Genomic DNA, 19,010 nt, shown 5'->3' on the forward strand with positions numbered 1-19,010 from the left:
CCGGCCTCCTACTCGTACTCGGTGCCGCCCTTGCGCGTCAGGTAGCCGCCGCCGACCGCCTTGACGATCGCCCGGCCGCCCAGGACCGGGCTGTAGCGCTCGACCGCCGGCCGGACCACCACGCCCTCCCGGGTGTGCAGTTGCCGCCCGGAGACGGTCTCGCGCCCCTCGGCGAGCTCCAGCACGCGTTCCGCGTCGAACGGTCCACGCCACAGCTCGGGCACCAACGGCAGCTCACCGGACAGCAGTTGGGCCGCGTCCAGCCAGTGCAGCTGACCGTCGATCACCGCCGACACGTCGAACACCGCGTACCCGGGCGGCTGCTCGGTTCGGCTGCTCGCCCCGTACCCGAGGTCCTGGACGCCCTGCCCGAACACCTCGCCGAAGATCCCGATCCGGCTCGCCCCCAGCCGATCGGCGAGCCGGGCCGCCGACACCGGTATGCCGTAGGCCCGGACGGCACGCCAGTAGAGGTTCCCCCCGTCCTCCTTCAGCGCGAACCCCTGCGCCCCGAGCCCCTTGGACGAGACCTGGACCGCGCCGGTGTCGGCGTGGAAGGTGAGCAGGCAGCAGCTTCCGTGCAGCTTCTCGGTGACCACCACCGGCTCGCCCGGCTCGAAGACCTCGGGGAAGCGCTTGACGTTCTCGATGTCCACCCAGGGCAGCAGGTCGGGCGCCGCCTCGACGTCGCCGCTCATCATGGTCGGCACCGGCGGCGCCCACTTGGTGACGCCGAGCAGCTCCGCGAAGTCCGTGCCCTCCTCGGCCGACCGGGCCAGGTCGACCCCGGCCAGGGCGCGGGGGCGGCAGACGATGCCCTGCGACAGCTCGCCGCGCAGCCGTACCGCCTTGACCCGATCGGCATTGCTGCCCGCGAGCCGGCCGGTCAGCCCGAGTTCCTCGATCAGCTCGGACGGCAGCACCGACTGCTCGGGGATGTAGCACGCGAAGTCCCCGGTCCGGAACACCCCCTTGGCCACCACGGCCCGGTAGAGGCCGACCTGCGCCAACTCCAGCGCGTCGGCGTTCGGGTGCTCCAGGACAGTCAGACGCTCGGCGGTCACCCGCAGTGTGGACATGGCGGTTTCGTCCTCCTCTTCTCGACATGTCCGCGAACCGGACGAGATCCACTCTGCCGGGCGGGCACCGCTCGCCGCCAGGGGTTTTCCACGGCGCGGGCCACGTCCGAGCCGTCGCCCCGCGGGAGCCCCATAGGAGCGACCGTGCCGCAGGACGCACGGCCGGCCGGTCCCACCGACCGCCTATCCGTGCGAACCCCGAACCGGTCCCGTCACGGCCGGGGCCGGGGCCGGGGCCGGGGCCACGGCCAGGGCCAGCGCACGGTCGAGCGCCGCCCCGGCCTCGCACGGCACATCGGGCCGCACGCCGACGCCCTCCCAGTTCGCGCCCGAGACGGGGTTGACCGCGCGCGCGACCGGCACGGCGAGCTCCAGGTGCGGGTGCACCGTCCAGCCTTCGCGGGGGTGCGCGCCGCCCCGGGTGGTCTCCCCGACGATCACGGCGCGCCCGAGCTGCTGCAGGTCGTAGGCGAGTTCCTCACCTGCGGAGAACGTGTCCGCGCTCGTCAGCACGTAGAGCGGCTTGCTGCCGCCGTACCGGGCGCCCGGCACGAACGGCGGCGTCCAGAACTGCTCGGCGACCTCCCCCTGCCGGGAGACCAGCGTGTTGAGATGCGTACGCCCGTCGAGCAGGTACCCGCAGATGAACGCGACCGTGCTCGGGTCGCCGCCGGTGTTGCCGCGCAGGTCCAGAATGAGCGCGCGGGCGGGGGCCACCAGCGAGAGCCCCGCGGTCAGCGCCTGCGCCGACCAGTCCAGCGGGAACATGTTGGGCGCGATCTCCAGGACGGCGACGCCCTCGTCGAGGAGTTCCACCCTCGGCACACCGCCCAGCGAGGCGTCGAACCTCCGCCGCATCGCGGCCATCGCCGCCTCGCCCCGCTCACGCGGCACCGGCACGGCATGGTGCTTGAGCGACAGGTGCAGATCGCCGTTGACCGACCGCAGGTCCGCAGTGACCGGCTCCGCCAACTCCTCGGCGGAATCCGCCCGGTAGGCCCCCTCGGCGCTCCGGCGCCGCAGCAGGTCCGCCAGTTCCCGGGCGACGTCGGGGAAGACGTAGTTCGCGTGCACCAGGTCGGCGATCGACTCGACGACGGCGGCAACGTCCAGCGCAGGCTGCGAGGTGGTGGAGGTCATGGGCGGGAGTAGATCAGCGGCTTGCCGAAGCGTCAATCACACTCGACGCTTGATCGGACGCACCGGCAGCCGGCGCCAAGCCCCGTCCCGTCGCGACGCGTTCACCAGGCCGAACCCCCGCAACCCGGACAGCAGATGCACCACCGGCTTCGCTCTCCCCGCGCCCCCAGGCTACGACCGCGGCCGGCCGGCCTTCGTCCAACCCCCTGCTGGCATCCGGTGCCGCGGTAGGGACAGCCACAGGACGGATACGCCTGCTGGCCGGACTGCGGCACGAGGGCGACCGAACGTAGCGTCGGCGACATGAAATCCCCCTACCGGGCAGGCACGTTACGGTCCGCGCTTCGTCGGCTGAACGTCGGGACGGCTCTGGCCGTCCTGGCCGCCGCGACCGTGACGACGGGAGCCGCATCGGCGGAGCCGGTGCACCGAAGCGATCGCGGACGGTTGGTGTCCGCCCAGCAGACGACCACCATGGCCACGAAAGAAGACGTCGCCGCGGCACTCGCCGCCGTCGGATACGACCCGAGCACGGTCCGGTTCGGCGTGGACGCCTACCGGCTGGTGTACGAAACCGTGGACCCCGGCGGCCGGCCGATCACCGCCAGCGGGCTGCTGGTGCTGCCCCGCGGCGGCGAACACGAGCTGCGGACGGTGTCGTTCACCCACGGCACGACCAGCTACCGTTCGGACGCTCCCTCCTCCATGGTCAAGGCCGGGTTCGCGTCCTCGCCCGCCCTCACGTACGCCTCCGCCGGGTTCGCCACTGTCGCCCCGGACTACCTCGGCCTGGGCGCCGGCCCGGGACTCCACCCCTGGATGGATGTGCCGTCGGAGACGACCGCCTCCCTCGACATGCTCCGGGCAGCCCGCACCTTCGTCTCGACCACGGGCCGCGCACTGGGCCACGACGTACTGGTCACCGGGTTCTCCCAGGGCGCCTCGGCGGCGATGGGCCTCGCCCGGGCGCTCCAGGCCGGCGACGACCGGTGGTTCCGGCTCCGGGCCGTCGCCCCGGTCAGCGGCGCCTACGACTTCCAGCACGCCGAACTGCCGGCACTGCTCGGCGGCTCTCTCGACGCGAAGTCAAGCGTGCTGTACTCGGCGTACCTTCTCGTCGCCTGGAACCGGCTGCACCACCTGTACGACTCCCCGGACGAGGTCTTCCAGCCGCCGTACGCCGGCACGATCGAGGCACTGTTCGACGGTTCGCACACCGGCCCGCAACTCTTCGCAGGCACGCCCGACACCCTCGACGCACTGCTCACCCCGCACGGCTTCGACATGCTCCGCCACCCCACCGGCCGCCTGGCCGAGGCCCTCCGGGTGGCCGACAGCACCTGCGACTGGACCCCACGCGTCCCGGTCCGCCTGTACGTGGCCGACACGGACGAGCAGGCGGCCCCCGCCAACACCGACCACTGCGAGGCCACCCTCCGATCCCACGGAGTGAACCCGGCAGTCGTCAACCTCGGCACCCCCGACTTCGCCGGCTCCACCCATCTCGGCACCAACGTCGCCGCCACAGCAGCCATCGTGCGCTGGTTCAGCCAGCCACACTGACCACCCTGCCGGCCCGCCCCCACCCACGGAACGGGCCGGCGCCCGCCGTATCGGCCACGATGCCTGACCGCTGTCCAACCTCGGGTTCCGGTCCAACTCCTGTGGCGCAGAGAATCGGAGTGCCGGGCGCGCGGCGCAGCGGGCAGGATGCGACGATGACGAACTCACCACTGCTGCAGTCCGTTTGGCGCCGCTGGGAAGGCCTGGCCGGCGTCCCGGCCCCCTTCCCCGCACCCGGCGGGGCCACCGTCGTGGTCTCCCCGGACTCCGGCCTCTGCCCGCCCGGCTGGGTCGGGCTGATCGCACTGGGCGGTGCGGTCCTGGCGACCGCGCCCGACGAGCGGCGAGCCGCGCTGGTCCGGGCCGCCCTGCGCGAGCGTCCGGCAGAACTCGCCGGCGACCCTGAGCAACTGCGCCAACTCCTACCGCTCGCCGGGACGTTGGGCCCGGCTGCCCTCGCCTACCTCCCCCCGGACGGACTCCTCCCCCAGCCGCCCGCCGACCTGACCGTCCATCAACTCCCGCCCACCGACCCCCGCCTCCGCGACCTCGAACGCCGCACCGGCAGGACGGACGCCGAGGAAGCCGGCCTCGACGGCCTCACCTCCCCCGCCTTCGCCGTCCTCACCGCCGACGACCGCGTCATCGCCGCCTGCGGCTACCGCGCCTGGCCCTTCGACACGGCCCACTTCGCCGTCCTCACCGACCCCGCCCACCGCAACCAGGGCCTCGCCCGCCACACCGCCACCGCCGCCGCCCACCACGCCCGATCCGCCGGCCTCCTCCCCCAATGGCGCGCCCGCATCCCCGCCTCCCAACGCGTCGCCACCCACCTCGGCTTCCACCCCCTGGGCACCCAACTCTCCGCCCACGTCCCCTGACCTCCCGACAACCCCGACCTGCGTCCGGTGGTGGCACGGCACGTCGATCTCGTCCAGCAGCGCGCGAGCGAAGTCGCCATGGGTGACCCGGGCCGCGAAGACGCCGGCGGCGAGGGTGTAGCGGCCGGTCGGTGCGGCGGTGTGGTCGAAGTCGCCGGCGGGGCTGATGATCAGCCAGTCCACGGGGGTGGTGCTGGCCCGGAGGGCGGCGGTCGCGGTGGCGTGGGCGGCGGCGAAGGGGCGGAACTCCTGCGGGAAGCCGGGCGCGTCCATCAGCGGTGTGCCGGGGGCGAGTTCCAGCGTCGCGGCCAGGCCGACGGTGATCAGCCGCCCGACGCCGGCCCGTCCCAGCCCGTCGAGCAGGGCGTGCGCGGCCGCCACGAAGAACTCCTCCGGCCGGGCGCCACCGTCGTACGCGGCCGCGATCGCCGCGTCATGCCCGGCCGCCAGGTCGGCAACGACACCCGCGTCCGTGACGTCACCGTCCACCAGGCGGACGCCCGGGCCCGCCACGTCCCGGTGCGCATCCGGGTTCCGCACCACCGCCGTGACGCGGTGCCCCCGCCGGACGGCCTCCGCGACCGCCGCCCGTCCCACACGCCCGCCCGCACCGAACACCACGATCTCGCTCACGAAGTACCGCCGATCTCTCGAACCGTCCGTCGGCCTCTCCGCCGACCTGTCCGAAAGCTAGCCACCCCCGTGGTTACCTCCCGGATACCGCACTACCGTGGCACGGTGCGCGAACCCCTGGATCCGGAGATGTTCGACCCGGTGTGCCCGTCCGAGCTGATGCCGATCCGGATCGGCGACAAGTGGGGCGGCATGATCGTCCAGTGCCTGGAGGGCGGCCCGCGCCGCTTCTCCGAACTCCGGGTCCCGCTGCGCACCGTCACCCCGAAGGTGCTGACCGCCTCCCTCCGCGCGCTCGAACGCGACGGTTTCGTCCTCCGCACCGTCCACGCCCTCCCGGCCCGCCACGTCGAGTACGAGCTGACCCCGCTCGGTCGCAGCCTCCTCGACGTCGTCGCCACCGCCCGCGCCTGGGCCGAGACCCACCTGCCCGAACTCCTCGACGCCCGCGAAGCAGCCGACCGCCGCGCCTGACCTCACCGCCGCGCCGACACCAGCACCGCAGCGTGCGGCAACGCCAACTCACCTTCCACGCCCATGAATTCGCCGGCCAGCCGCTCGAACTCCCGCCGCACCCCCACCCGGGCCTCCGGCGACTGGCGGCGCAGCAGTTCCCCGAGAAACGCCACCCCGCCGGCGGGGCCGCCCCACCACGCCTCGACGCTCGTCCGGTGGTCCCACCGCACCACCCGCCCGTCCACCGCACCGAACCCACTGTCGGCGAGCAGCGCCCGGAACCCCTCCACCTCGGTGACGGCTGCCAGCGCGGCGGGTGGTGAGGGCAGGTCGGCGGGCCGGACCGCCCCGGCAGCCTCGAAGGCTCGGGCCAGCAGCGACTGCCCGGGCGGCGCGGGGGCGGCCCAGGCGGTGAGCCCGAGCCGTCCAGCCGGGCGCAGCACGCGCCGCAGTTCCGCCAGTGCCGCCGCCGGCCGTCCGACGTGGTTGAGCACGAAGTTCCCCAGCACCACGTCGAACGTGCTGTCGGCGAACGGCAGTTCGGGCAGCGCCGCAACGACGGCCTCGGGCACGGTCCGCCCGGCCTCGGCCACCATGGCCGGCTCGGCGTCCACGGCGACGACGCGCGCCCCGCGGGCTCGGGCCGCCGCAGCTACAGCGCCTGTCCCCGTGCCGACGTCGAGCACCGCGACGCCCGGCCGGACGTCGGCGGCGTCCAGCAGCGCGGGCACGGTGTGGGCGCACAGCCGGGCGACGCTCGCCGTGTACCCACCGGCACTCGCCGCCCAGATCCGCCGCTCCAGCGCATCGAACGCGTCGACCGCTTCCACCGCTTCCACCGCTTCCACCGCGTCGACCGCGTCGACCGCGTCGACCGCGTCCACGAACCCACCCCTCCCACGAAATGCCGCACCCGTTTGCCTAAACCATTTAGGCAAACGGATAATCACCGAGCGTACGACACGATCAAGGAGCAGGAGGCGGGTCCGGTGGCACGTGCAGGTCTGTCGGCGGAAGTGCTCACCAAGGCGGGTGCGGAGCTGGCCGACGAGGTGGGCTTCGAGCAGGTCACGGTGACGGAGGTGGCGCGGCGTTTCGACGTCAAGGTCGCGAGCCTGTACTCGCACGTGAAGAGCTCGCAGGACCTGAAGGTGCGGATCGCCCTGCTGGCACTGACCGAACTCGCCGACCGGGCGTCCGAAGCGATCGCGGGACGGGCGGGGCGCGACGCGCTGGCGGCGTTCGCGGAGGCGTACCGCGGCTACGCCCGCGAGCACCCGGGCCGCTACCAGGCCACCCGGCTGCGGCTCGACCCGGAGACCGCGGCCGCCAGTGCGGCGCCCCGGCACACCCAGCTGACCAGGGCGATCCTGCGCGGCTACCACCTGCCGGAGCCCGAGCAGACGCACGCGGTGCGCCTGCTCGGCGGGGCGTTCCACGGCTACATCGAACTGGAGGCCGCCGGCGGCTTCGCCCACACGCCGGTGGACCCGCAGGCGTCCTGGGACTGGATCGTCGACTCCCTCGACGCCCTGCTCCGCGCCCGCGCCGACCGCTGACCCAACCCCGAAGAGCCCCGGCCCGAGACCCCCCGACCTGCCGTCAGGCCCCGTCCCGCACCGGCAGCTTCCACCCGGGCCTCGGGTAGTGGCAGGTGTAGCCGTTGGGGTAGTGCTGCAGGTAGTCCTGGTGTTCGGGCTCGGCCTCCCAGAAGTCGCCCACGGGCGTCACCTCGGTGACCACCTTGCCGGGCCACAGGCCGCTCGCGTCCACGTCGGCGATGGTGTCGAGCGCGGTGGCGCGCTGCTGCTCGTCGGCGTAGAAGATCGCGGAGCGGTAGCTGCTGCCGATGTCGTTGCCCTGGCGGTCCACGGTGCTCGGGTCGTGGATCTGGAAGAAGTACTCCAGCAGCGTGCGGTAGCTGATCCGCTCCGGGTCGTAGACGATCTCCAGCGCCTCGGCGTGGCCGGGGTGGTTGCGGTAGGTGGCGTGCGCGTTCTCGCCGCCGGTGTAGCCGGTGCGGGTCGACTGGACGCCGGGGAGTTTGCGGATCAGCTCCTGCATCCCCCAGAAGCACCCGCCGGCCAGGACAGCCCGGTCCGTGGTCATCTCGTTCTCACTCCTCGCGTGGGACGTCCGCACCCCTGGTGCGGTGCGTGGCCCGTCCGCCCGGCGTCGCCGGCGGGGAACCATCCCGTCCAACCTCCGCCGTCCGCCCGGTGTTCCCACCGCACCGCCCCACGTCGGCCTGCCGGCCCCTCCAGCGGTGCCCCGCGTCGGCCGGCCCCACCACCGGCGCCCCGCCTCAGCCCGCCAGCCCCTCCAACACCACCGCACCGGGCAGCGCCGCAAGCGCGGCGCCGGGCAGGATCAGCTTGCCGCGCCGCCGCCCGCTGCCGATCAGCACCCACGGCGTGGCGGCGACGGCGGCGTCGATCAGCAGCGGCCAGTGCGCGGGGAGGCCGACGGGGGTGATCCCGCCGTACTCCATGCCGCTCTCGCCGACGGCGGTGTCCATCGGCGCGAAGGAGGCCTTGCGCGCCCCGAGGTGGCCGCGCACCGCCTTGTTGACGTCGAGCCGGGTGGTGGCGAGCACGACTCCGGCGGCGAGCGTGGTCTCGCCGCCGCGCTTGGCGGCGACCACCACGCAGTTCGCGGACGCCTCGGCGGGGACGTCGTACGCGGCGCAGAACACGGCGGTGTCGGCGAGTTCCGGGTCGGTGTCCACGTACCGCACGGCGTACGCCAGTTCGGGGTCCCACTGCTTCAGCGCGGCGGCCACCGGCCCGACCAGATCGGCGTCGACCGCCCGCCGCACCTCGGCGAAGTTCCCGAACGGTGCCGTCACCTGCATGTCCAACGGAGTGCTCTCGTCCATGTGGCCCAGCCTATGGCCTGTCTTCGAACCCGCGCCGCGGCCCCTCGGCGTCCGGTGGGGGTTCGAAGACAGGCCCTGGCGAACCGTCCGGGGTGGCCCGTTGGGGTGAGCGGCCGTGCGCCGCCGGGTGGAGCAGGCGACGTGCCCGGGCTTGGCGTCGTGTTCGTCGTAGGCCAGGACGACGGTGGCGCTCGACGGTGCCGGCGAAGGGAACCTCGCGCCGCTGGGGATCTCAGGGTGTAGCCAGTACCACCCTCAAGACGGAAGCCTGCATGATCGAACGTCAGGGCGGGGCCGGGCAGGATCGTTCCCGTGAACACCACCTCGCACCGCAAGCGCCGTATCAGCGCTGTCGCCATCCTGGGTCTCGCCGCATCAATGGCCGCGACCGGCACCGGACTCGCCGCCACGACCCCGCCCTCCGCCGTGCACGCGACCGCCGCCACAGCTGCCGCCGCGCCCCCGCGGTCCTTCCAAGGCACGCTCCCCGCGCCGACCGGCCCCTACGCCGCCGGCGAGGACGTCATCCACCTCACCGACGCGAGCCGTCCCGACCCGTGGGTGCCGTCGTCCGGCCCCCGCCAACTGACCGTCACGATGGTCTACCCGGCCGTCCCCGGGACCGGGAATCCGGCCCCCTACACGACCCTCGCCGAGGCAGCCGGAATCATCCAGCGCCGGAAGTTGCCGACGGGCTCCGGCATCACCCCGCAGAACCTCTCCGGCGTCACCACTCACGCCTTCGACGGCGCGCGGCCGCAGCGCGGCAAGTATCCGCTGGTGGTCCTCTCACCCGCGGCCGAGAACCCGCGCATGATGCTCACCTCGCTCGCGACCGACCTGGCCAGTCACGGCTACGTCGTCGCGCTCGTCGGCCACACCTACGAGGACAGCGGCGAGACGCTGGCGAACGGCCGGACGCCGCCGTGCGCGATCTGCGACGACCCGACGCTCGACTTCGACTCCGTCGCCGCAGGCCGCGCGCTGGACGTGTCCTTCGTGATCGACCAGCTGACGCACGGCAGTACCGCGTGGCGCCTGGCACACCTCATCGACAAGCACGAGATCGGTATGGCCGGACACTCCATCGGCGGAGCGGCGGCCGCCGCCACGATGATCGCCGACCCGCGGATACGGGCCGGAGTGAACATGGACGGCTCCTTCCACCCGGCCCCGCTGCCCGGCCGGATCAACCGGCCGTTCCTCATGCTGGGCACGGCCGAGAACCACCCGGTCGACGGCCACGACACCACGTGGGGGCAGGCCTGGCCCGCCCTCGGCGGCTACAAGAAGTGGCTGACGGTAGCCGGTGCCGACCACTTCAGCTTCGCCGACCAGGACCTGCTTCTGGCGGAAGCCGGGTTCCCGACGTCGCCACTCTCCCCGGAACGCGGAGTGATGATCACCCGCGAGTACGTGACAGCGTTCTTCGACCAGACGCTGAAGGGAATCCACAGCCCGCTCCTGGACGGCCCCTCGCCGAACAATCCGGAAGTGCTCTTCCAGTCCTAGCCGCAGCGCCGCGTTGATCCTTCGGGGGTTCATGCGGCAGTGAACGGGCTGCCGTCGCAGGTCCGGCGGTAGGGCTTCTGCTTGGCGTCGTGTTCGTCGCAGGACAGGACGAAGGTGTCGATGGCCGCGGCGTAGTGGACGTCGGCTCAGGGTGGAGACGAACAGCTCGACTTGGTTGAGCCGGCAGGCGTGTTCGGGGGTGTGGTGGGTGTTGAAGCGCGGACGGGCTGCGCCGTCGGCCGCTATCTCGGCGACCCCGCCGACTGACCGGCGACCCCGAAGGATCAACGCGGCGCTGCACTGGCGGACCGCCAGGGGTGGCCCGTTGGGGGTGGCCCGTTGGGGTGAGCGGCTATAACGCCGCCGGGCGTCGCAGGCAGCGTGCCCGGGCCCGCGTCCTAGCCTCGTCGGAGGCCCCGGCCGGGGGTCGAGGTGGTGTCGAACCGGGCGGAGTGACATGGCGAGTGGAATCCCCCCGCAGGTGCACGCCCCGCAGGCCCGCGCGGGGCAGGTGCTGCGCCGGTGGAAGCTGTGGCTGATCCCGGGGGTGCTGAGTGCGCTGGTGGCGCTGGTGCTGTCGCTGCTGTACATGGGCGGCATCCTGACCCCGCAGGACGATCTGCACCGGATGCCGATCGCGCTGGTGGACGCGGACGCCGGCCCGCCGCTGCCGGGGCAGTCCGCGCCGCTGGGAGCGCAGGTGGCGGACGCGGTGGCGGCGGGGACGCCGCCGGGCCAGGTGCAGTGGCGGCGGGTGTCGCGCGCGGAGGCGCAGGAGCAGTTGGCGTCGGGCCGGGTGTACGGGGCGCTGGTGGTCCCGGAGGACTTCTCCCGCACGGTGGCGGGCCTGCTGTCCGATCAGTCCTCGGCGCGTCCGGTGCTGTTGACGCTGACCAACCCGGGCGTGGGCTCGCTGGCGTCCTCACTGGCGTCCCAGATCACCCAGCAGGCGGCGCACCGCTCCTCGCTGGCGATCGGCCACCAGCTGACGTCGGCGGCGCCGAACGCCTCGGCGACGGCGAAGCTGCTGCTGGCGGACCCGGCGGACGTGCAGGTGCAGCAGGGGCATCCGATCGCCCGGCACACGGGGTTGGGCCTGAGCGCGTTCTACTACACGCTGCTGCTGGTGCTGGCCGGCTTCCTGAGCGCCAACCTGGTGCACAACGGGGTGGACACTGCGCTCGGCTACGCGGACAGCGAGATCGGCCCGTGGCACACCCGGCGGCCGACGGTGCCGATCAACCGCACCCAGACGCTGATCGTGAAGATGGAGATGACGGCGGGCCTGGCGGCCGTCACCGCCACGATGATCATGGTGGCGACGATCGGCATCCTCGGCATGGACGCCCCGCACCTGCCGCTGCTCTGGCTGTTCTCGTTCGCCGCCTGCGCGACGGTGGGACTCGGCGCGCAGGCGATCAACGCGGCCTTCGGCTCCCTCGGCCAGTTGGTCGCGATGTTCGTCTTCATCGCGCTGGCCCTGCCGTCCTCCGGCGCGACGATCCCGCTCCAGGCCACCCCGTCCTTCTACCGCTTCCTCGGCGCGTTCGAGCCGATGCGGCAGGTCGCGGGCGGGGTGCGGGCGATCCTGTACTTCGACGCGCAGGCGGACGCGGGGCTGACCCGGGCCTGGGTGATGATCGGAGTGGGGTTCGTGGTGGCGCTGGTCTTCGGCTTCGCGATGACGACCTACTACGACCGCAAGGGCCTCCACCGCATGGTCCCGACCCCCTCCTGACGGGCCGGACGGGTCACTCCTGACGGGCACGACGGCCCCCTTCCGCCGGGCAAACGGGCCCGGGTCACTCGGGCAGCGCGGCCTTCCACCCCCAGGACTCGCGCCGGGCCAGGCCCGGCAGTTCGCCGCGCCCGGTGCACCACAGCAGCACCGGCACCGGGTCGCCGTCCGGCGCGTCGGGGAACAGCCGGGCCAGCACGGCGGCGTACAGGGCGGGCGGCGGCGTCCGGTCGAGGCCGAGGCCGGCGGCGATGTCGTGGGTGTGCAGCAGGATCTCGGCGACGCCCATCGCGGCGAAGCCGCCGGGGTCGGTCGGGCCCCAGTGCCAGGCCCGCAGCGCGGGATCGGCGGCGGCCAGCGCGACGGCCAGCAACTCGCCGCAGGCGAGGGCGATCTGCAAGGTGGTGGCGGGGTCGGCGCCCGGACGGACCGTCAGGTCGAACGGCAGGTACCGGTCGTCGGGACGGGCCGCCAGCTGGCCGGCGTAGGCGAGCAGGTCGTGGCCGATGTGCGCCAGCGTCTCCTGGCACGACCACTCCAGCCCGCCGGCCGGCCCGCTCCAGTCGGCGTCCAGGTGCGGGGCGAGGGTGAGTCGCAGCTCCGCGAGGGCTGCGCGCAGATCCCGATGGTCCATCGGTCCATCCTCGCACCCGCACCTCAAGTGGCCTACAGGTAGGGGCGGGTGATCAGTTCCAGGAAGTGGCCGGCCGGGTCGAGCAGGTACACGCCGCGTCCGCCGTGGCCGGTGTTGGTCTCGCCGGGCAGCTGCATCTGCGGGTCGGCCCAGTGCGGGATCTCGCGCTCGCACAGCAGCGCGTAGGCGCGGTCGAAGTGCTCGTCGTCGACCAGGAAGGCGTAGTGCTGGCGCTGGATCTCCACCGGCGGCTCGGCGAACTGCAGCAGCACGCCGTCGGCCAGCGTCAGGTTGGTGAACGGGCCCCAGGAGGGCGCCTGTTCGGCCTCCAGCAGCTCACGGTAGAAGTCCGCGGAGACGACGCGGTCGGTGGACGCGATGATGGTGTGGTTGAAGGCAGCAGACATGACTCTGGATGAACCTCGTTCCGGTTTCGGGGAGTTGACGCAGGGCTCAGTTCCGGGAGGCAGTGCTCCCGGGACCGGGCGGTCCCCGAACCGGCGGGCGCCCCCAAGGCACCCGGGGCGGCCTCAGCCGCCCACCGGGTCACCGATCCGTGCATGGCCCATGGCCGTTCCGGTGTTCACGCGCACACCGTACGCAACACCCGGCCCCGACGGCAACGGATTATTCACGCCCTGCCGAAACCCCCGCCGAAACCCCTGCCGGAAACCCTGCCGGAAGCCCTGCCGAAACCCACGGGCACCGGCCCGCCCACCGGACGTACCCTCGCCGTCATGGCTGACGAATGCTTCACCCATCCTCGGCTGGCCCCGCTCTACGACGCCCTCGACGCGGACCGCTCCGATCTGCTCCCCTACCTGGCCATGGTCGACGAGCTCGGCGCGCGCAGCGTCCTCGATCTCGGCTGCGGCACCGGCGTGTTCGCGCTGCTGCTGGCCGGGCGCGGCATCGAGGTGACGGGGGCGGACCCGGCGGCGGCGTCCGTCGAGGTGGCGGCGGCCAAGCCGGGCGGCGACGCCGTCCGCTGGATCACCGGCGACGCGACCGCCCTGCCGCCGCTCCGGGTGGACGTGGTCACCATGACGGCCAACGCCGCCCAGTCGATCACCGACCCGGCCGACTGGCGTGCCACCCTGCGCGCCGTCCACGACGCGCTGCGGCCCGGCGGCCACCTGGTGTTCGAGACCCGTGACCCGTCCCTCCGCGCCTGGGAGACCTGGACCCGCGAGGCCTCCCACCGCGTCGACGAGGTGCCGGACGTCGGCCCGGTGGAGACCTGGGTGGACCTGCTGGACGTCGACGGCCCGCTGGTGACGTTCCGTTGGCACTACGTCTTCGCCGCGGACGGCGAGCACCTCACCTCCGACTCCACCCTGCGCTTCCGCGACCGCGCCGAGATAGCGGCCGACCTCCGCACCGCCGGCTTCGACCTCCGCGAAGTCCGCGACGCCCCCGACCGCCCCGGCCGCGAACTCGTCTTCCTGGCCCGCCGTACCTGACGGTCCGTCACCGGCCTCGTGCCCCCGGCCGGTTGCTCGGGTCGGTGGGCGGCGAAGGCGGCGGCGTTCTCCGTCACCCACTGTCGGAAGCTGCGCTCGGGCGTGCCGAGCAGCGTCCGGATGGTGTCGCCGAACGTCCTGGAGGGCACCCGCGACGCGGAGCACGAGGTCACCGTCGGCGGCCTCGCCGAACTCCTCGGCGTCGACCCCTCGGTCGCGAGCCGGATGGTCACCGACACCATCAAGGCCGGCTACCTGTTCCGCGCCCCCTCGCAGCACGACGGCCGCCGCACCGTGCTGCACCTCGGCCCGGCCGGCGGCGCGCTGATGGCGCACGTCCGCCGCCGCCGGCGCGCCGCGTTCGAGCGCATCGCCGCCGACTGGGACGAGCGCGAGCGCCCGAAGCCGGCCCGGCTGGTGCTCAAGTGCGTCGCGTCGCTCGGCCGGTTGCATGTGGGCAGGCAGTTCGGAGTCTGACGTCAGGCCGGTTCGACTCCGGCCGCGCGCAGCTTCCGCCGGATCAGCGCGGTGAGCGTGGTCCATCCGGGCCGGTCGTCCTCGCCGTGGCGGGCGAGCAGGTCGCGGCGGGTGGCGGCGTCGTCCTGGTCCTGGAGGCCCGTCAGGGTCGGCAGCAGGGAGGGGTCGTCGAGGAAGTGGCGGGCCATCTCCTCGGCGAGTTCCTCGATCCGGGGGTCGTCGGCGGCCCAGCTCCCGGCGCTCCAGGTGAGTTTGATCAGCGCGACGTGCCGGGGGTCGTCCAGGCCGTGCTCGATCTGGGCGAGGTACTCGTCGAAGCCGTCCGGCATCATCGTCCGGACCAGGACGAGTCCTTCGCGGGCGGTGGTGACGTCCGCGGCGGAGAAGCCGAGGCCGGGCATCCGGTCGAGGATCGCGCAGGCCCGGTCGGGCAGCAGCAGCCGGTCGCCGGTGGCGAGTCGGCGCAGCGTGGCGCGGCGGGCGGTGAGTTCCTCGATGCGCCGGGTGAGGTTCTCCTCGACCTGGTCGAGCGCGGCGGTGAAGTCCTCGCCCTCGGCGTCCAGGATCGGCCCGATCCCGGCGAGCGGTACGCCTGCCGCGGCGAGGGTGCGGACCTGGACCAGGCGCAGCAGGTCGGCGGTGTCGTAGCGGCGGTAGCCGGAGCTGTCGCGGCGGGGTTCCTCGATCAGGCCGCTGCGGTGGTAGACCCGGATGGTCTTCACCGTGATGCCGGCGAACGCGGCGGCCCGACCGATGGTGATCCCGTCTGTCATACCGTCAGAGAATCTCACTGCGCGGTGTCCTGGCAAACCTCCCGGACGGCGGTGGCGATGGCGCGGAAGTCCTTGCGCACGATGGTGGTGTGCTTGCTCGGGACGGTGGCGCCGACCGTCACGTGCGGGTTGCGGGCGAGGATCGGGTCGAGGGTGGCGCGCATCGCGGTCAGCCCTTCCTCGGTGCCGCCGAGGCTGGCGCCGGTGGCGACCAGGAACCGCATCGGGAAGGCCACCAGGTCGAACACCGGGTCGCTGTCGGCGACGATCTCGTTGAGTTCGATGTTGATCTCGGCGTGCTGCGCGGCGGACATCCGGGCGGCCATGCCCAGCGGCCGCACCAGCGGCATGATCCGTCCGAACTTCCGGAACATGCTGCGGATCTGCTCGCGTCCGGCGTCCCGGCCGCCCTCGACGGTGGCCAGGTAGTCCCAGGGGTAGCCGCCGTCGACCATCACCGCGCCGGCCGTCCGCCCGGGGTTGCGGGTGCTCCAGTGCAGGGCGAGCGCCGCGCCGTAGGACCAGCCGACCAGCAGCGGGCGTTGCACGCCGGTGGCGTCGAGCACGGCGTCGATGTCGCGCAGGCATGCCTCGAAGGAGTAGTCGGCGGACGTCTTCGAGCGGCCGCGGGCGCGCTCGTCGAAGGTGATGTGCCGGTAGCCGTCGCCGAGTTCGGCGATCACGTGCCGCCAGTTCCGCTGCGTCGCGTAGGAGCCGTTGAGGTAGAGCACGGGCTGCCCGGCGCCGCCGGTGTCGGTGACGGCCAGCGCCGTGTCCTCCACCGCGATCAGTCCGGTCCGGGCAGTCGTCGCGTTCGCGTTCCTCGTCATGCCGTCAGCCTGGAGCTTGACCTCGGGTCAAGGTCAAGCCCGGGGTCCGCTCACCAACCGGCGACCGCCGGCGGCACGTTGTCGAGCCGCTGCCAGGCCGCGTCGAGCCGGGCCAGCCGGCCGGCCGCGGCGATGCCGCACAGCCCGGCGACCTTGCCGTCGCGCAGGTCGAGCACCACGGCGCCCCGCACCCGGCCGTCGACCAGGGCGAGCACCGCGGGGGCGCCGTTGACCTCGGCGATGTACAACACGGGCGTGCCGCCGGCCAGCCGGATCTTGGCGGGGGTGGGCCGGAAGCCGGCCCGGACGTTGGCGGCGATCTGTTCGGGGCCGGTGAGCCGCAGCAGCCGCCTGGCCAGTCCGGCGCCGTCGGAGACCGCGGTGGCGTCGGCGGTGAGCATCGCCACCAGCCGGTCCACCCGCCCGGAGGTGGTGGCGGTCAGGAACTCCTCGACCACCCGGCGCGCGGACGCCGGGTCCACCTCCGCGCCGCCGCCCCGGCGTTCGGCGGCGACCCGGCGGCGGGCCCGGTGGACGTGCTGCTGGCTCGCGGACTCGCTGATGTCGAGGATCCCGGCGATCTCGGCGTGCGGGTAGCAGAACGCCTCGCGCAGCACGTACGCGGCGCGTTCGACCGGCGCGAGGCGCTGCATCACCGTCAGCACGGCCAGCGACACCGAGTCGCGCTGCTCGACGGTGTCGGCGGGCCCGAGCATCGGGTCGCCCTGCAGCAGCGGTTCGGGCAGCAGGTCGCCGGCGGCCCGCTCGTGCCGGGCGTGGGCCGAACGCAGCTGGTCCAGGCAGAGGTTGGTGACCACTCTGGTCAGCCACGCCTCCGGCACCTCGATCCGGTCCCGGTCCGCGGCCTGCCAGCGCAGGAACGCGTCCTGTACGGCGTCCTCGGCGTCGGCGGCGGAGCCGAGCAGACGGTACGCGAGCGAGGCCAGCCGGCCCCGGCCGGCCTCGAAGCGGTCGATGGCGACGCTGTCCATGCGCAACAACTTAGGCGGCGCTCCGCACGGAGGGCCGCGTGGGGGCGGCCGCCAGGCGGTGCTTGCGCTTGGGCAGACCGTACGTCGGGTGGGCGATGGTCCACCCGGCACCCTTGATCACGCCCGACTTGAACCGGGCGGCGGAACGGCCGCCCAGGTACCAGGACTTGGCGCGCACCTCGGCGTCCACCATCTGCACGATCGCATCGTGCGTGCCGAGGCTGATGTGGTTGCCGTAGTACTTCAGCGCGGAGACCTGCACGTCCCGGCCCGTCAGGCGGGCGATGATCGCGGCGGTGGCCTGCCCGGCGGTGAGGCCGGCCGTGGCGCAGGACATCGGCAGCGGGCGGCCGTTGACGCCGACCGCGTGGGCGCTGTCGCCGACGACGTACACCTCGGGGTGCGAGACGGACCGCATCGTGCGGTCGACCGCGATCCGACCGTCCGCAGCGACCTCCAGCCCGCTCGCGGCCGCCAGCGGCTGCACGGCGAACCCGGCCGTCCAGACCGTCGCGTCGGCGGGCAGGACACGGCCGTCGGCGGCGAGGGCCCGACCGGGCTCGACGGCCGCGACCGCGGTGTGCTCGTGGACGGCGATGCCGAAGCGGGCGAAGGAGGCACGCAGGTGGCGGCGGGCCTTCGGGGAGAGCCGGTCGCCGAGTTCACCGCGGGCGGCGAGCGCGACCTTCAGGTCGGGGCGGGCCTCGGCGATCTCGGTGGCGGTCTCGATCCCGGTCAGCCCCTCCCCCACCACCAACACGCTTGCCCCGGCCGCGAGTTCGGCCAGCCGCTCGCGCAGGCGCAGCGCCGACGGCAGGCCGGTGACGTCGAACGCGTGCTCCGCCACGCCGGGGACGTCGTGCCGCTCCACGGTGCTGCCGAGCGCGTACAGCAGGGTGTCGTAGCCGAGTTCGGCGTCGCCGCCCTCGCCGGTGACGGCGACGGTCCGGCGCTCGGGGTCGAGCCCGGTGACGCGGGCCACCCGCACGGCGATGCCGGTGCCCGCGAACAGGTCGGCGAGCGCGCGGAGGCCGACCGGGTGGCCGGTGGCGAGCTGGTGCATCCGCATCCGCTCGACGAAGTCGGGGGCGGCGTTGACCACGGTGATCTCGACGTCGTCGGCGGACAGCCGGCGGGCCAGGTTTCCGGCGGCGAAGGCTCCGGCGTAGCCGGCGCCGAGGACGACGATGCGGTGCCTCATGGGGTGCTCCTGTCTGGTTCGCGTGCCCTCTGAACGGGACGGCGCACCGATTGCTGACAGCACCCGCACGTGACGCGCGTCACCCCGCCGACGCGCCCTCTCGCCGCCGCACCCGCGCCCGCGCTGCGGGCCCGGCGGCGCGGGCCCGGTCGTACAGGTGCATGCGTTCGGTGTCGTCCAGGCGCAGCGCCGCCGCGACGACGTCCAGCACACTGCCGGAGACGCCCTTGAGGTTGCCGCGCTCCAGCCGCGTGCAGCACTCGACGCTGACGCCGGCCGGCGTCGCGACCTCGCCCCGGCGCAGCCCCGGCCGCTCGGGGGTGATCCGCTCGCGGCGGGAGCGCAGGAACGCAGCGGCCTCCTCGACAGCCTGGGACTGGACCACCTCGACGTGGACCTGATGCACCAGCCGTTCAACGACGTCTTCGGCACCTGGCGGCCATGGAGTAACTCCTCGACGAGGGACGCGTCCGGGCCATCGGCGTCCCCAACCTCCACCCCTGCCGCTTCCTCGACCTGGTCCACCCACAGCCGGGTTGCCCCACCGTCCACCAGTGCGAGACCCACCCCTTCCATCAGCAGACGCGATCTCGGCCCCGTGCACGACCGCCACGGCACCGTCCTCCCGCCCCGGGGCCCGCTCGCCCAGGGCAACCCCGACCTGCACGCCGACCCGGTCCTGCGCCGCATCGCCGCCGCCCACGGCCGGACCGTCCTGACGTACGCCCAGCCCGCGCCCAGCGCGTAGTACCTACTCAGC

The 19,010-nt window shown here is 73.5% G+C and carries 21 protein-coding genes and 1 pseudogene; 9 read left to right on the forward strand and 13 right to left on the reverse strand.

The features are described from left to right. Positions 1–8: 8 nt before the first annotated feature. Together ACFV4P_RS12335 and ACFV4P_RS12340 are read right to left on the reverse strand one after the other, a co-directional pair. Complete coding sequence (locus ACFV4P_RS12335; RefSeq protein ID WP_380470131.1) at positions 9–1,079, reverse strand: RNA ligase (ATP); 1,071 nt, start codon at positions 1,077–1,079, stop codon at positions 9–11. 183 nt (positions 1,080–1,262) lie between these two features. Further along, positions 1,263–2,219 carry a S41 family peptidase gene (locus ACFV4P_RS12340; RefSeq protein ID WP_380470133.1) on the reverse strand — a complete coding sequence of 319 codons (957 nt, stop codon included), beginning with the start codon at positions 2,217–2,219 and terminating at the stop codon, positions 1,263–1,265. Positions 2,220–2,693: 474 nt separating this feature from the next. Here ACFV4P_RS12340 and ACFV4P_RS12345 point away from each other — a divergent pair, with 474 nt between their 5' ends. Together ACFV4P_RS12345 and ACFV4P_RS12350 are read left to right on the forward strand one after the other, a co-directional pair. Next, entirely contained in the window at positions 2,694–3,782 is a 1,089-nt protein-coding gene (locus ACFV4P_RS12345) for an alpha/beta hydrolase family protein (protein WP_380470136.1), read from the forward strand. Positions 3,783–3,937: 155 nt separating this feature from the next. Continuing rightward, a complete protein-coding gene (locus ACFV4P_RS12350; RefSeq protein WP_380470138.1) occupies positions 3,938–4,663 on the forward strand; it encodes a GNAT family N-acetyltransferase in 726 nt (241 codons plus the stop codon). Positions 4,664–4,720: 57 nt separating this feature from the next. Here ACFV4P_RS12350 and ACFV4P_RS12355 read toward each other — a convergent pair. Then, positions 4,721–5,296 (reverse strand): annotated as a pseudogene (locus ACFV4P_RS12355) (NAD(P)-dependent oxidoreductase); the annotation flags it as partial. Positions 5,297–5,401: 105 nt separating this feature from the next. Between ACFV4P_RS12355 and ACFV4P_RS12360 the strand changes: the two are divergent. After that, entirely contained in the window at positions 5,402–5,770 is a 369-nt protein-coding gene (locus ACFV4P_RS12360; RefSeq protein ID WP_380470140.1) for a winged helix-turn-helix transcriptional regulator, read from the forward strand. Between the two features lie 2 nt (positions 5,771–5,772). On the opposite strand, the gene ACFV4P_RS12365 is transcribed toward ACFV4P_RS12360, so the two are convergent. Beyond that, positions 5,773–6,636: a class I SAM-dependent methyltransferase gene (locus ACFV4P_RS12365; protein ID WP_380470141.1), complete on the reverse strand. Its 864-nt coding sequence runs from the start codon at positions 6,634–6,636 to the stop codon at positions 5,773–5,775. Positions 6,637–6,741: 105 nt separating this feature from the next. Between ACFV4P_RS12365 and ACFV4P_RS12370 the strand changes: the two genes are divergently transcribed. After that, positions 6,742–7,311, forward strand: a complete 570-nt coding sequence (locus ACFV4P_RS12370; protein WP_380470142.1) for a TetR/AcrR family transcriptional regulator — start codon at positions 6,742–6,744, stop codon at positions 7,309–7,311. A gap of 43 nt (positions 7,312–7,354) precedes the next feature. Here the strand turns inward: ACFV4P_RS12370 and msrA are convergent, their stop codons facing one another. Continuing rightward, positions 7,355–7,861 carry a peptide-methionine (S)-S-oxide reductase MsrA gene (gene msrA, locus ACFV4P_RS12375; RefSeq protein ID WP_380470144.1) on the reverse strand — a complete coding sequence of 169 codons (507 nt, stop codon included), beginning with the start codon at positions 7,859–7,861 and terminating at the stop codon, positions 7,355–7,357. A gap of 196 nt (positions 7,862–8,057) precedes the next feature. Further along, the gene (locus ACFV4P_RS12380; RefSeq protein ID WP_380470146.1) at positions 8,058–8,630 is read right to left on the reverse strand and encodes a YbaK/EbsC family protein; all 573 of its coding nucleotides are present in this window, start codon (positions 8,628–8,630) and stop codon (positions 8,058–8,060) included. 312 nt (positions 8,631–8,942) lie between these two features. Here ACFV4P_RS12380 and ACFV4P_RS12385 point away from each other — a divergent pair, with 312 nt between their 5' ends. After that, positions 8,943–10,142 carry an alpha/beta hydrolase family protein gene (locus ACFV4P_RS12385; protein ID WP_380470148.1) on the forward strand — a complete coding sequence of 400 codons (1,200 nt, stop codon included), beginning with the start codon at positions 8,943–8,945 and terminating at the stop codon, positions 10,140–10,142. Between the two features lie 457 nt (positions 10,143–10,599). Continuing rightward, positions 10,600–11,880: a YhgE/Pip domain-containing protein gene (locus ACFV4P_RS12390; protein WP_380470150.1), complete on the forward strand. Its 1,281-nt coding sequence runs from the start codon at positions 10,600–10,602 to the stop codon at positions 11,878–11,880. Positions 11,881–11,944: 64 nt separating this feature from the next. Here ACFV4P_RS12390 and ACFV4P_RS12395 read toward each other — a convergent pair whose 3' ends face one another. Together ACFV4P_RS12395 and ACFV4P_RS12400 are read right to left on the reverse strand one after the other, a co-directional pair. After that, complete coding sequence (locus tag ACFV4P_RS12395; RefSeq protein ID WP_380470151.1) at positions 11,945–12,514, reverse strand: maleylpyruvate isomerase N-terminal domain-containing protein; 570 nt, start codon at positions 12,512–12,514, stop codon at positions 11,945–11,947. Positions 12,515–12,546: 32 nt separating this feature from the next. Beyond that, on the reverse strand, positions 12,547–12,921 hold the full coding sequence (locus tag ACFV4P_RS12400; protein ID WP_380470153.1) for a VOC family protein: 375 nt from the start codon (positions 12,919–12,921) through the stop codon (positions 12,547–12,549). A 330-nt stretch (positions 12,922–13,251) separates the two neighbouring features. Here ACFV4P_RS12400 and ACFV4P_RS12405 point away from each other — a divergent pair, with 330 nt between their 5' ends. Together ACFV4P_RS12405 and ACFV4P_RS12410 are read left to right on the forward strand one after the other, a co-directional pair. Continuing rightward, complete coding sequence (locus ACFV4P_RS12405) at positions 13,252–13,977, forward strand: class I SAM-dependent methyltransferase (RefSeq protein WP_380470156.1); 726 nt, start codon at positions 13,252–13,254, stop codon at positions 13,975–13,977. Positions 13,978–14,079: 102 nt separating this feature from the next. Next, complete coding sequence (locus ACFV4P_RS12410; RefSeq protein WP_380470158.1) at positions 14,080–14,454, forward strand: MarR family winged helix-turn-helix transcriptional regulator; 375 nt, start codon at positions 14,080–14,082, stop codon at positions 14,452–14,454. A 2-nt stretch (positions 14,455–14,456) separates the two neighbouring features. Here ACFV4P_RS12410 and ACFV4P_RS12415 read toward each other — a convergent pair whose 3' ends face one another. The 5 genes from ACFV4P_RS12415 to ACFV4P_RS12435 all read right to left on the reverse strand — a co-directional run bounded on the left by ACFV4P_RS12415 (position 14,457) and on the right by ACFV4P_RS12435 (position 18,656). After that, positions 14,457–15,227, reverse strand: a complete 771-nt coding sequence (locus tag ACFV4P_RS12415; protein WP_380470160.1) for a MerR family transcriptional regulator — start codon at positions 15,225–15,227, stop codon at positions 14,457–14,459. A 14-nt stretch (positions 15,228–15,241) separates the two neighbouring features. Beyond that, positions 15,242–16,057: an alpha/beta fold hydrolase gene (locus ACFV4P_RS12420; protein WP_380470162.1), complete on the reverse strand. Its 816-nt coding sequence runs from the start codon at positions 16,055–16,057 to the stop codon at positions 15,242–15,244. 50 nt (positions 16,058–16,107) lie between these two features. Next, the gene (locus tag ACFV4P_RS12425) at positions 16,108–17,049 is read right to left on the reverse strand and encodes a sigma-70 family RNA polymerase sigma factor (protein ID WP_380470164.1); all 942 of its coding nucleotides are present in this window, start codon (positions 17,047–17,049) and stop codon (positions 16,108–16,110) included. Between the two features lie 10 nt (positions 17,050–17,059). Then, complete coding sequence (locus ACFV4P_RS12430; protein WP_380470165.1) at positions 17,060–18,250, reverse strand: NAD(P)/FAD-dependent oxidoreductase; 1,191 nt, start codon at positions 18,248–18,250, stop codon at positions 17,060–17,062. A 79-nt stretch (positions 18,251–18,329) separates the two neighbouring features. Next, positions 18,330–18,656: a helix-turn-helix domain-containing protein gene (locus ACFV4P_RS12435; RefSeq protein WP_380470167.1), complete on the reverse strand. Its 327-nt coding sequence runs from the start codon at positions 18,654–18,656 to the stop codon at positions 18,330–18,332. 192 nt (positions 18,657–18,848) lie between these two features. Here ACFV4P_RS12435 and ACFV4P_RS12440 point away from each other — a divergent pair, with 192 nt between their 5' ends. Beyond that, entirely contained in the window at positions 18,849–18,998 is a 150-nt protein-coding gene (locus ACFV4P_RS12440) for a hypothetical protein (protein WP_380470169.1), read from the forward strand. The last annotated feature ends 12 nt before the right edge of the window (positions 18,999–19,010 follow it).

Source organism: Kitasatospora sp. NPDC059795 (assembly GCF_042732175.1).
Classification (GTDB): domain Bacteria; phylum Actinomycetota; class Actinomycetes; order Streptomycetales; family Streptomycetaceae; genus Kitasatospora.

What these genes read in the sequence shown, in the direction of transcription:
- ACFV4P_RS12335 (WP_380470131.1), bottom strand. Translation starts at nt 1,079, where the DNA reads ATGTCCACACTGCGGGTGACCGCCGAGCGTCTGACTGTCCTGGAGCAC.
- ACFV4P_RS12340 (WP_380470133.1), bottom strand. Translation starts at nt 2,219, where the DNA reads ATGACCTCCACCACCTCGCAGCCTGCGCTGGACGTTGCCGCCGTCGTC.
- ACFV4P_RS12345 (WP_380470136.1), top strand. Translation starts at nt 2,694, where the DNA reads ATGGCCACGAAAGAAGACGTCGCCGCGGCACTCGCCGCCGTCGGATAC.
- ACFV4P_RS12350 (WP_380470138.1), top strand. Translation starts at nt 3,938, where the DNA reads ATGACGAACTCACCACTGCTGCAGTCCGTTTGGCGCCGCTGGGAAGGC.
- msrA (WP_380470144.1), bottom strand. Translation starts at nt 7,861, where the DNA reads ATGACCACGGACCGGGCTGTCCTGGCCGGCGGGTGCTTCTGGGGGATG.
- ACFV4P_RS12380 (WP_380470146.1), bottom strand. Translation starts at nt 8,630, where the DNA reads ATGGACGAGAGCACTCCGTTGGACATGCAGGTGACGGCACCGTTCGGG.
- ACFV4P_RS12390 (WP_380470150.1), top strand. Translation starts at nt 10,600, where the DNA reads ATGGCGAGTGGAATCCCCCCGCAGGTGCACGCCCCGCAGGCCCGCGCG.
- ACFV4P_RS12395 (WP_380470151.1), bottom strand. Translation starts at nt 12,514, where the DNA reads ATGGACCATCGGGATCTGCGCGCAGCCCTCGCGGAGCTGCGACTCACC.
- ACFV4P_RS12400 (WP_380470153.1), bottom strand. Translation starts at nt 12,921, where the DNA reads ATGTCTGCTGCCTTCAACCACACCATCATCGCGTCCACCGACCGCGTC.
- ACFV4P_RS12405 (WP_380470156.1), top strand. Translation starts at nt 13,252, where the DNA reads ATGGCTGACGAATGCTTCACCCATCCTCGGCTGGCCCCGCTCTACGAC.
- ACFV4P_RS12415 (WP_380470160.1), bottom strand. Translation starts at nt 15,227, where the DNA reads ATGACAGACGGGATCACCATCGGTCGGGCCGCCGCGTTCGCCGGCATC.
- ACFV4P_RS12420 (WP_380470162.1), bottom strand. Translation starts at nt 16,057, where the DNA reads ATGACGAGGAACGCGAACGCGACGACTGCCCGGACCGGACTGATCGCG.
- ACFV4P_RS12425 (WP_380470164.1), bottom strand. Translation starts at nt 17,049, where the DNA reads ATGGACAGCGTCGCCATCGACCGCTTCGAGGCCGGCCGGGGCCGGCTG.
- ACFV4P_RS12430 (WP_380470165.1), bottom strand. Translation starts at nt 18,250, where the DNA reads ATGAGGCACCGCATCGTCGTCCTCGGCGCCGGCTACGCCGGAGCCTTC.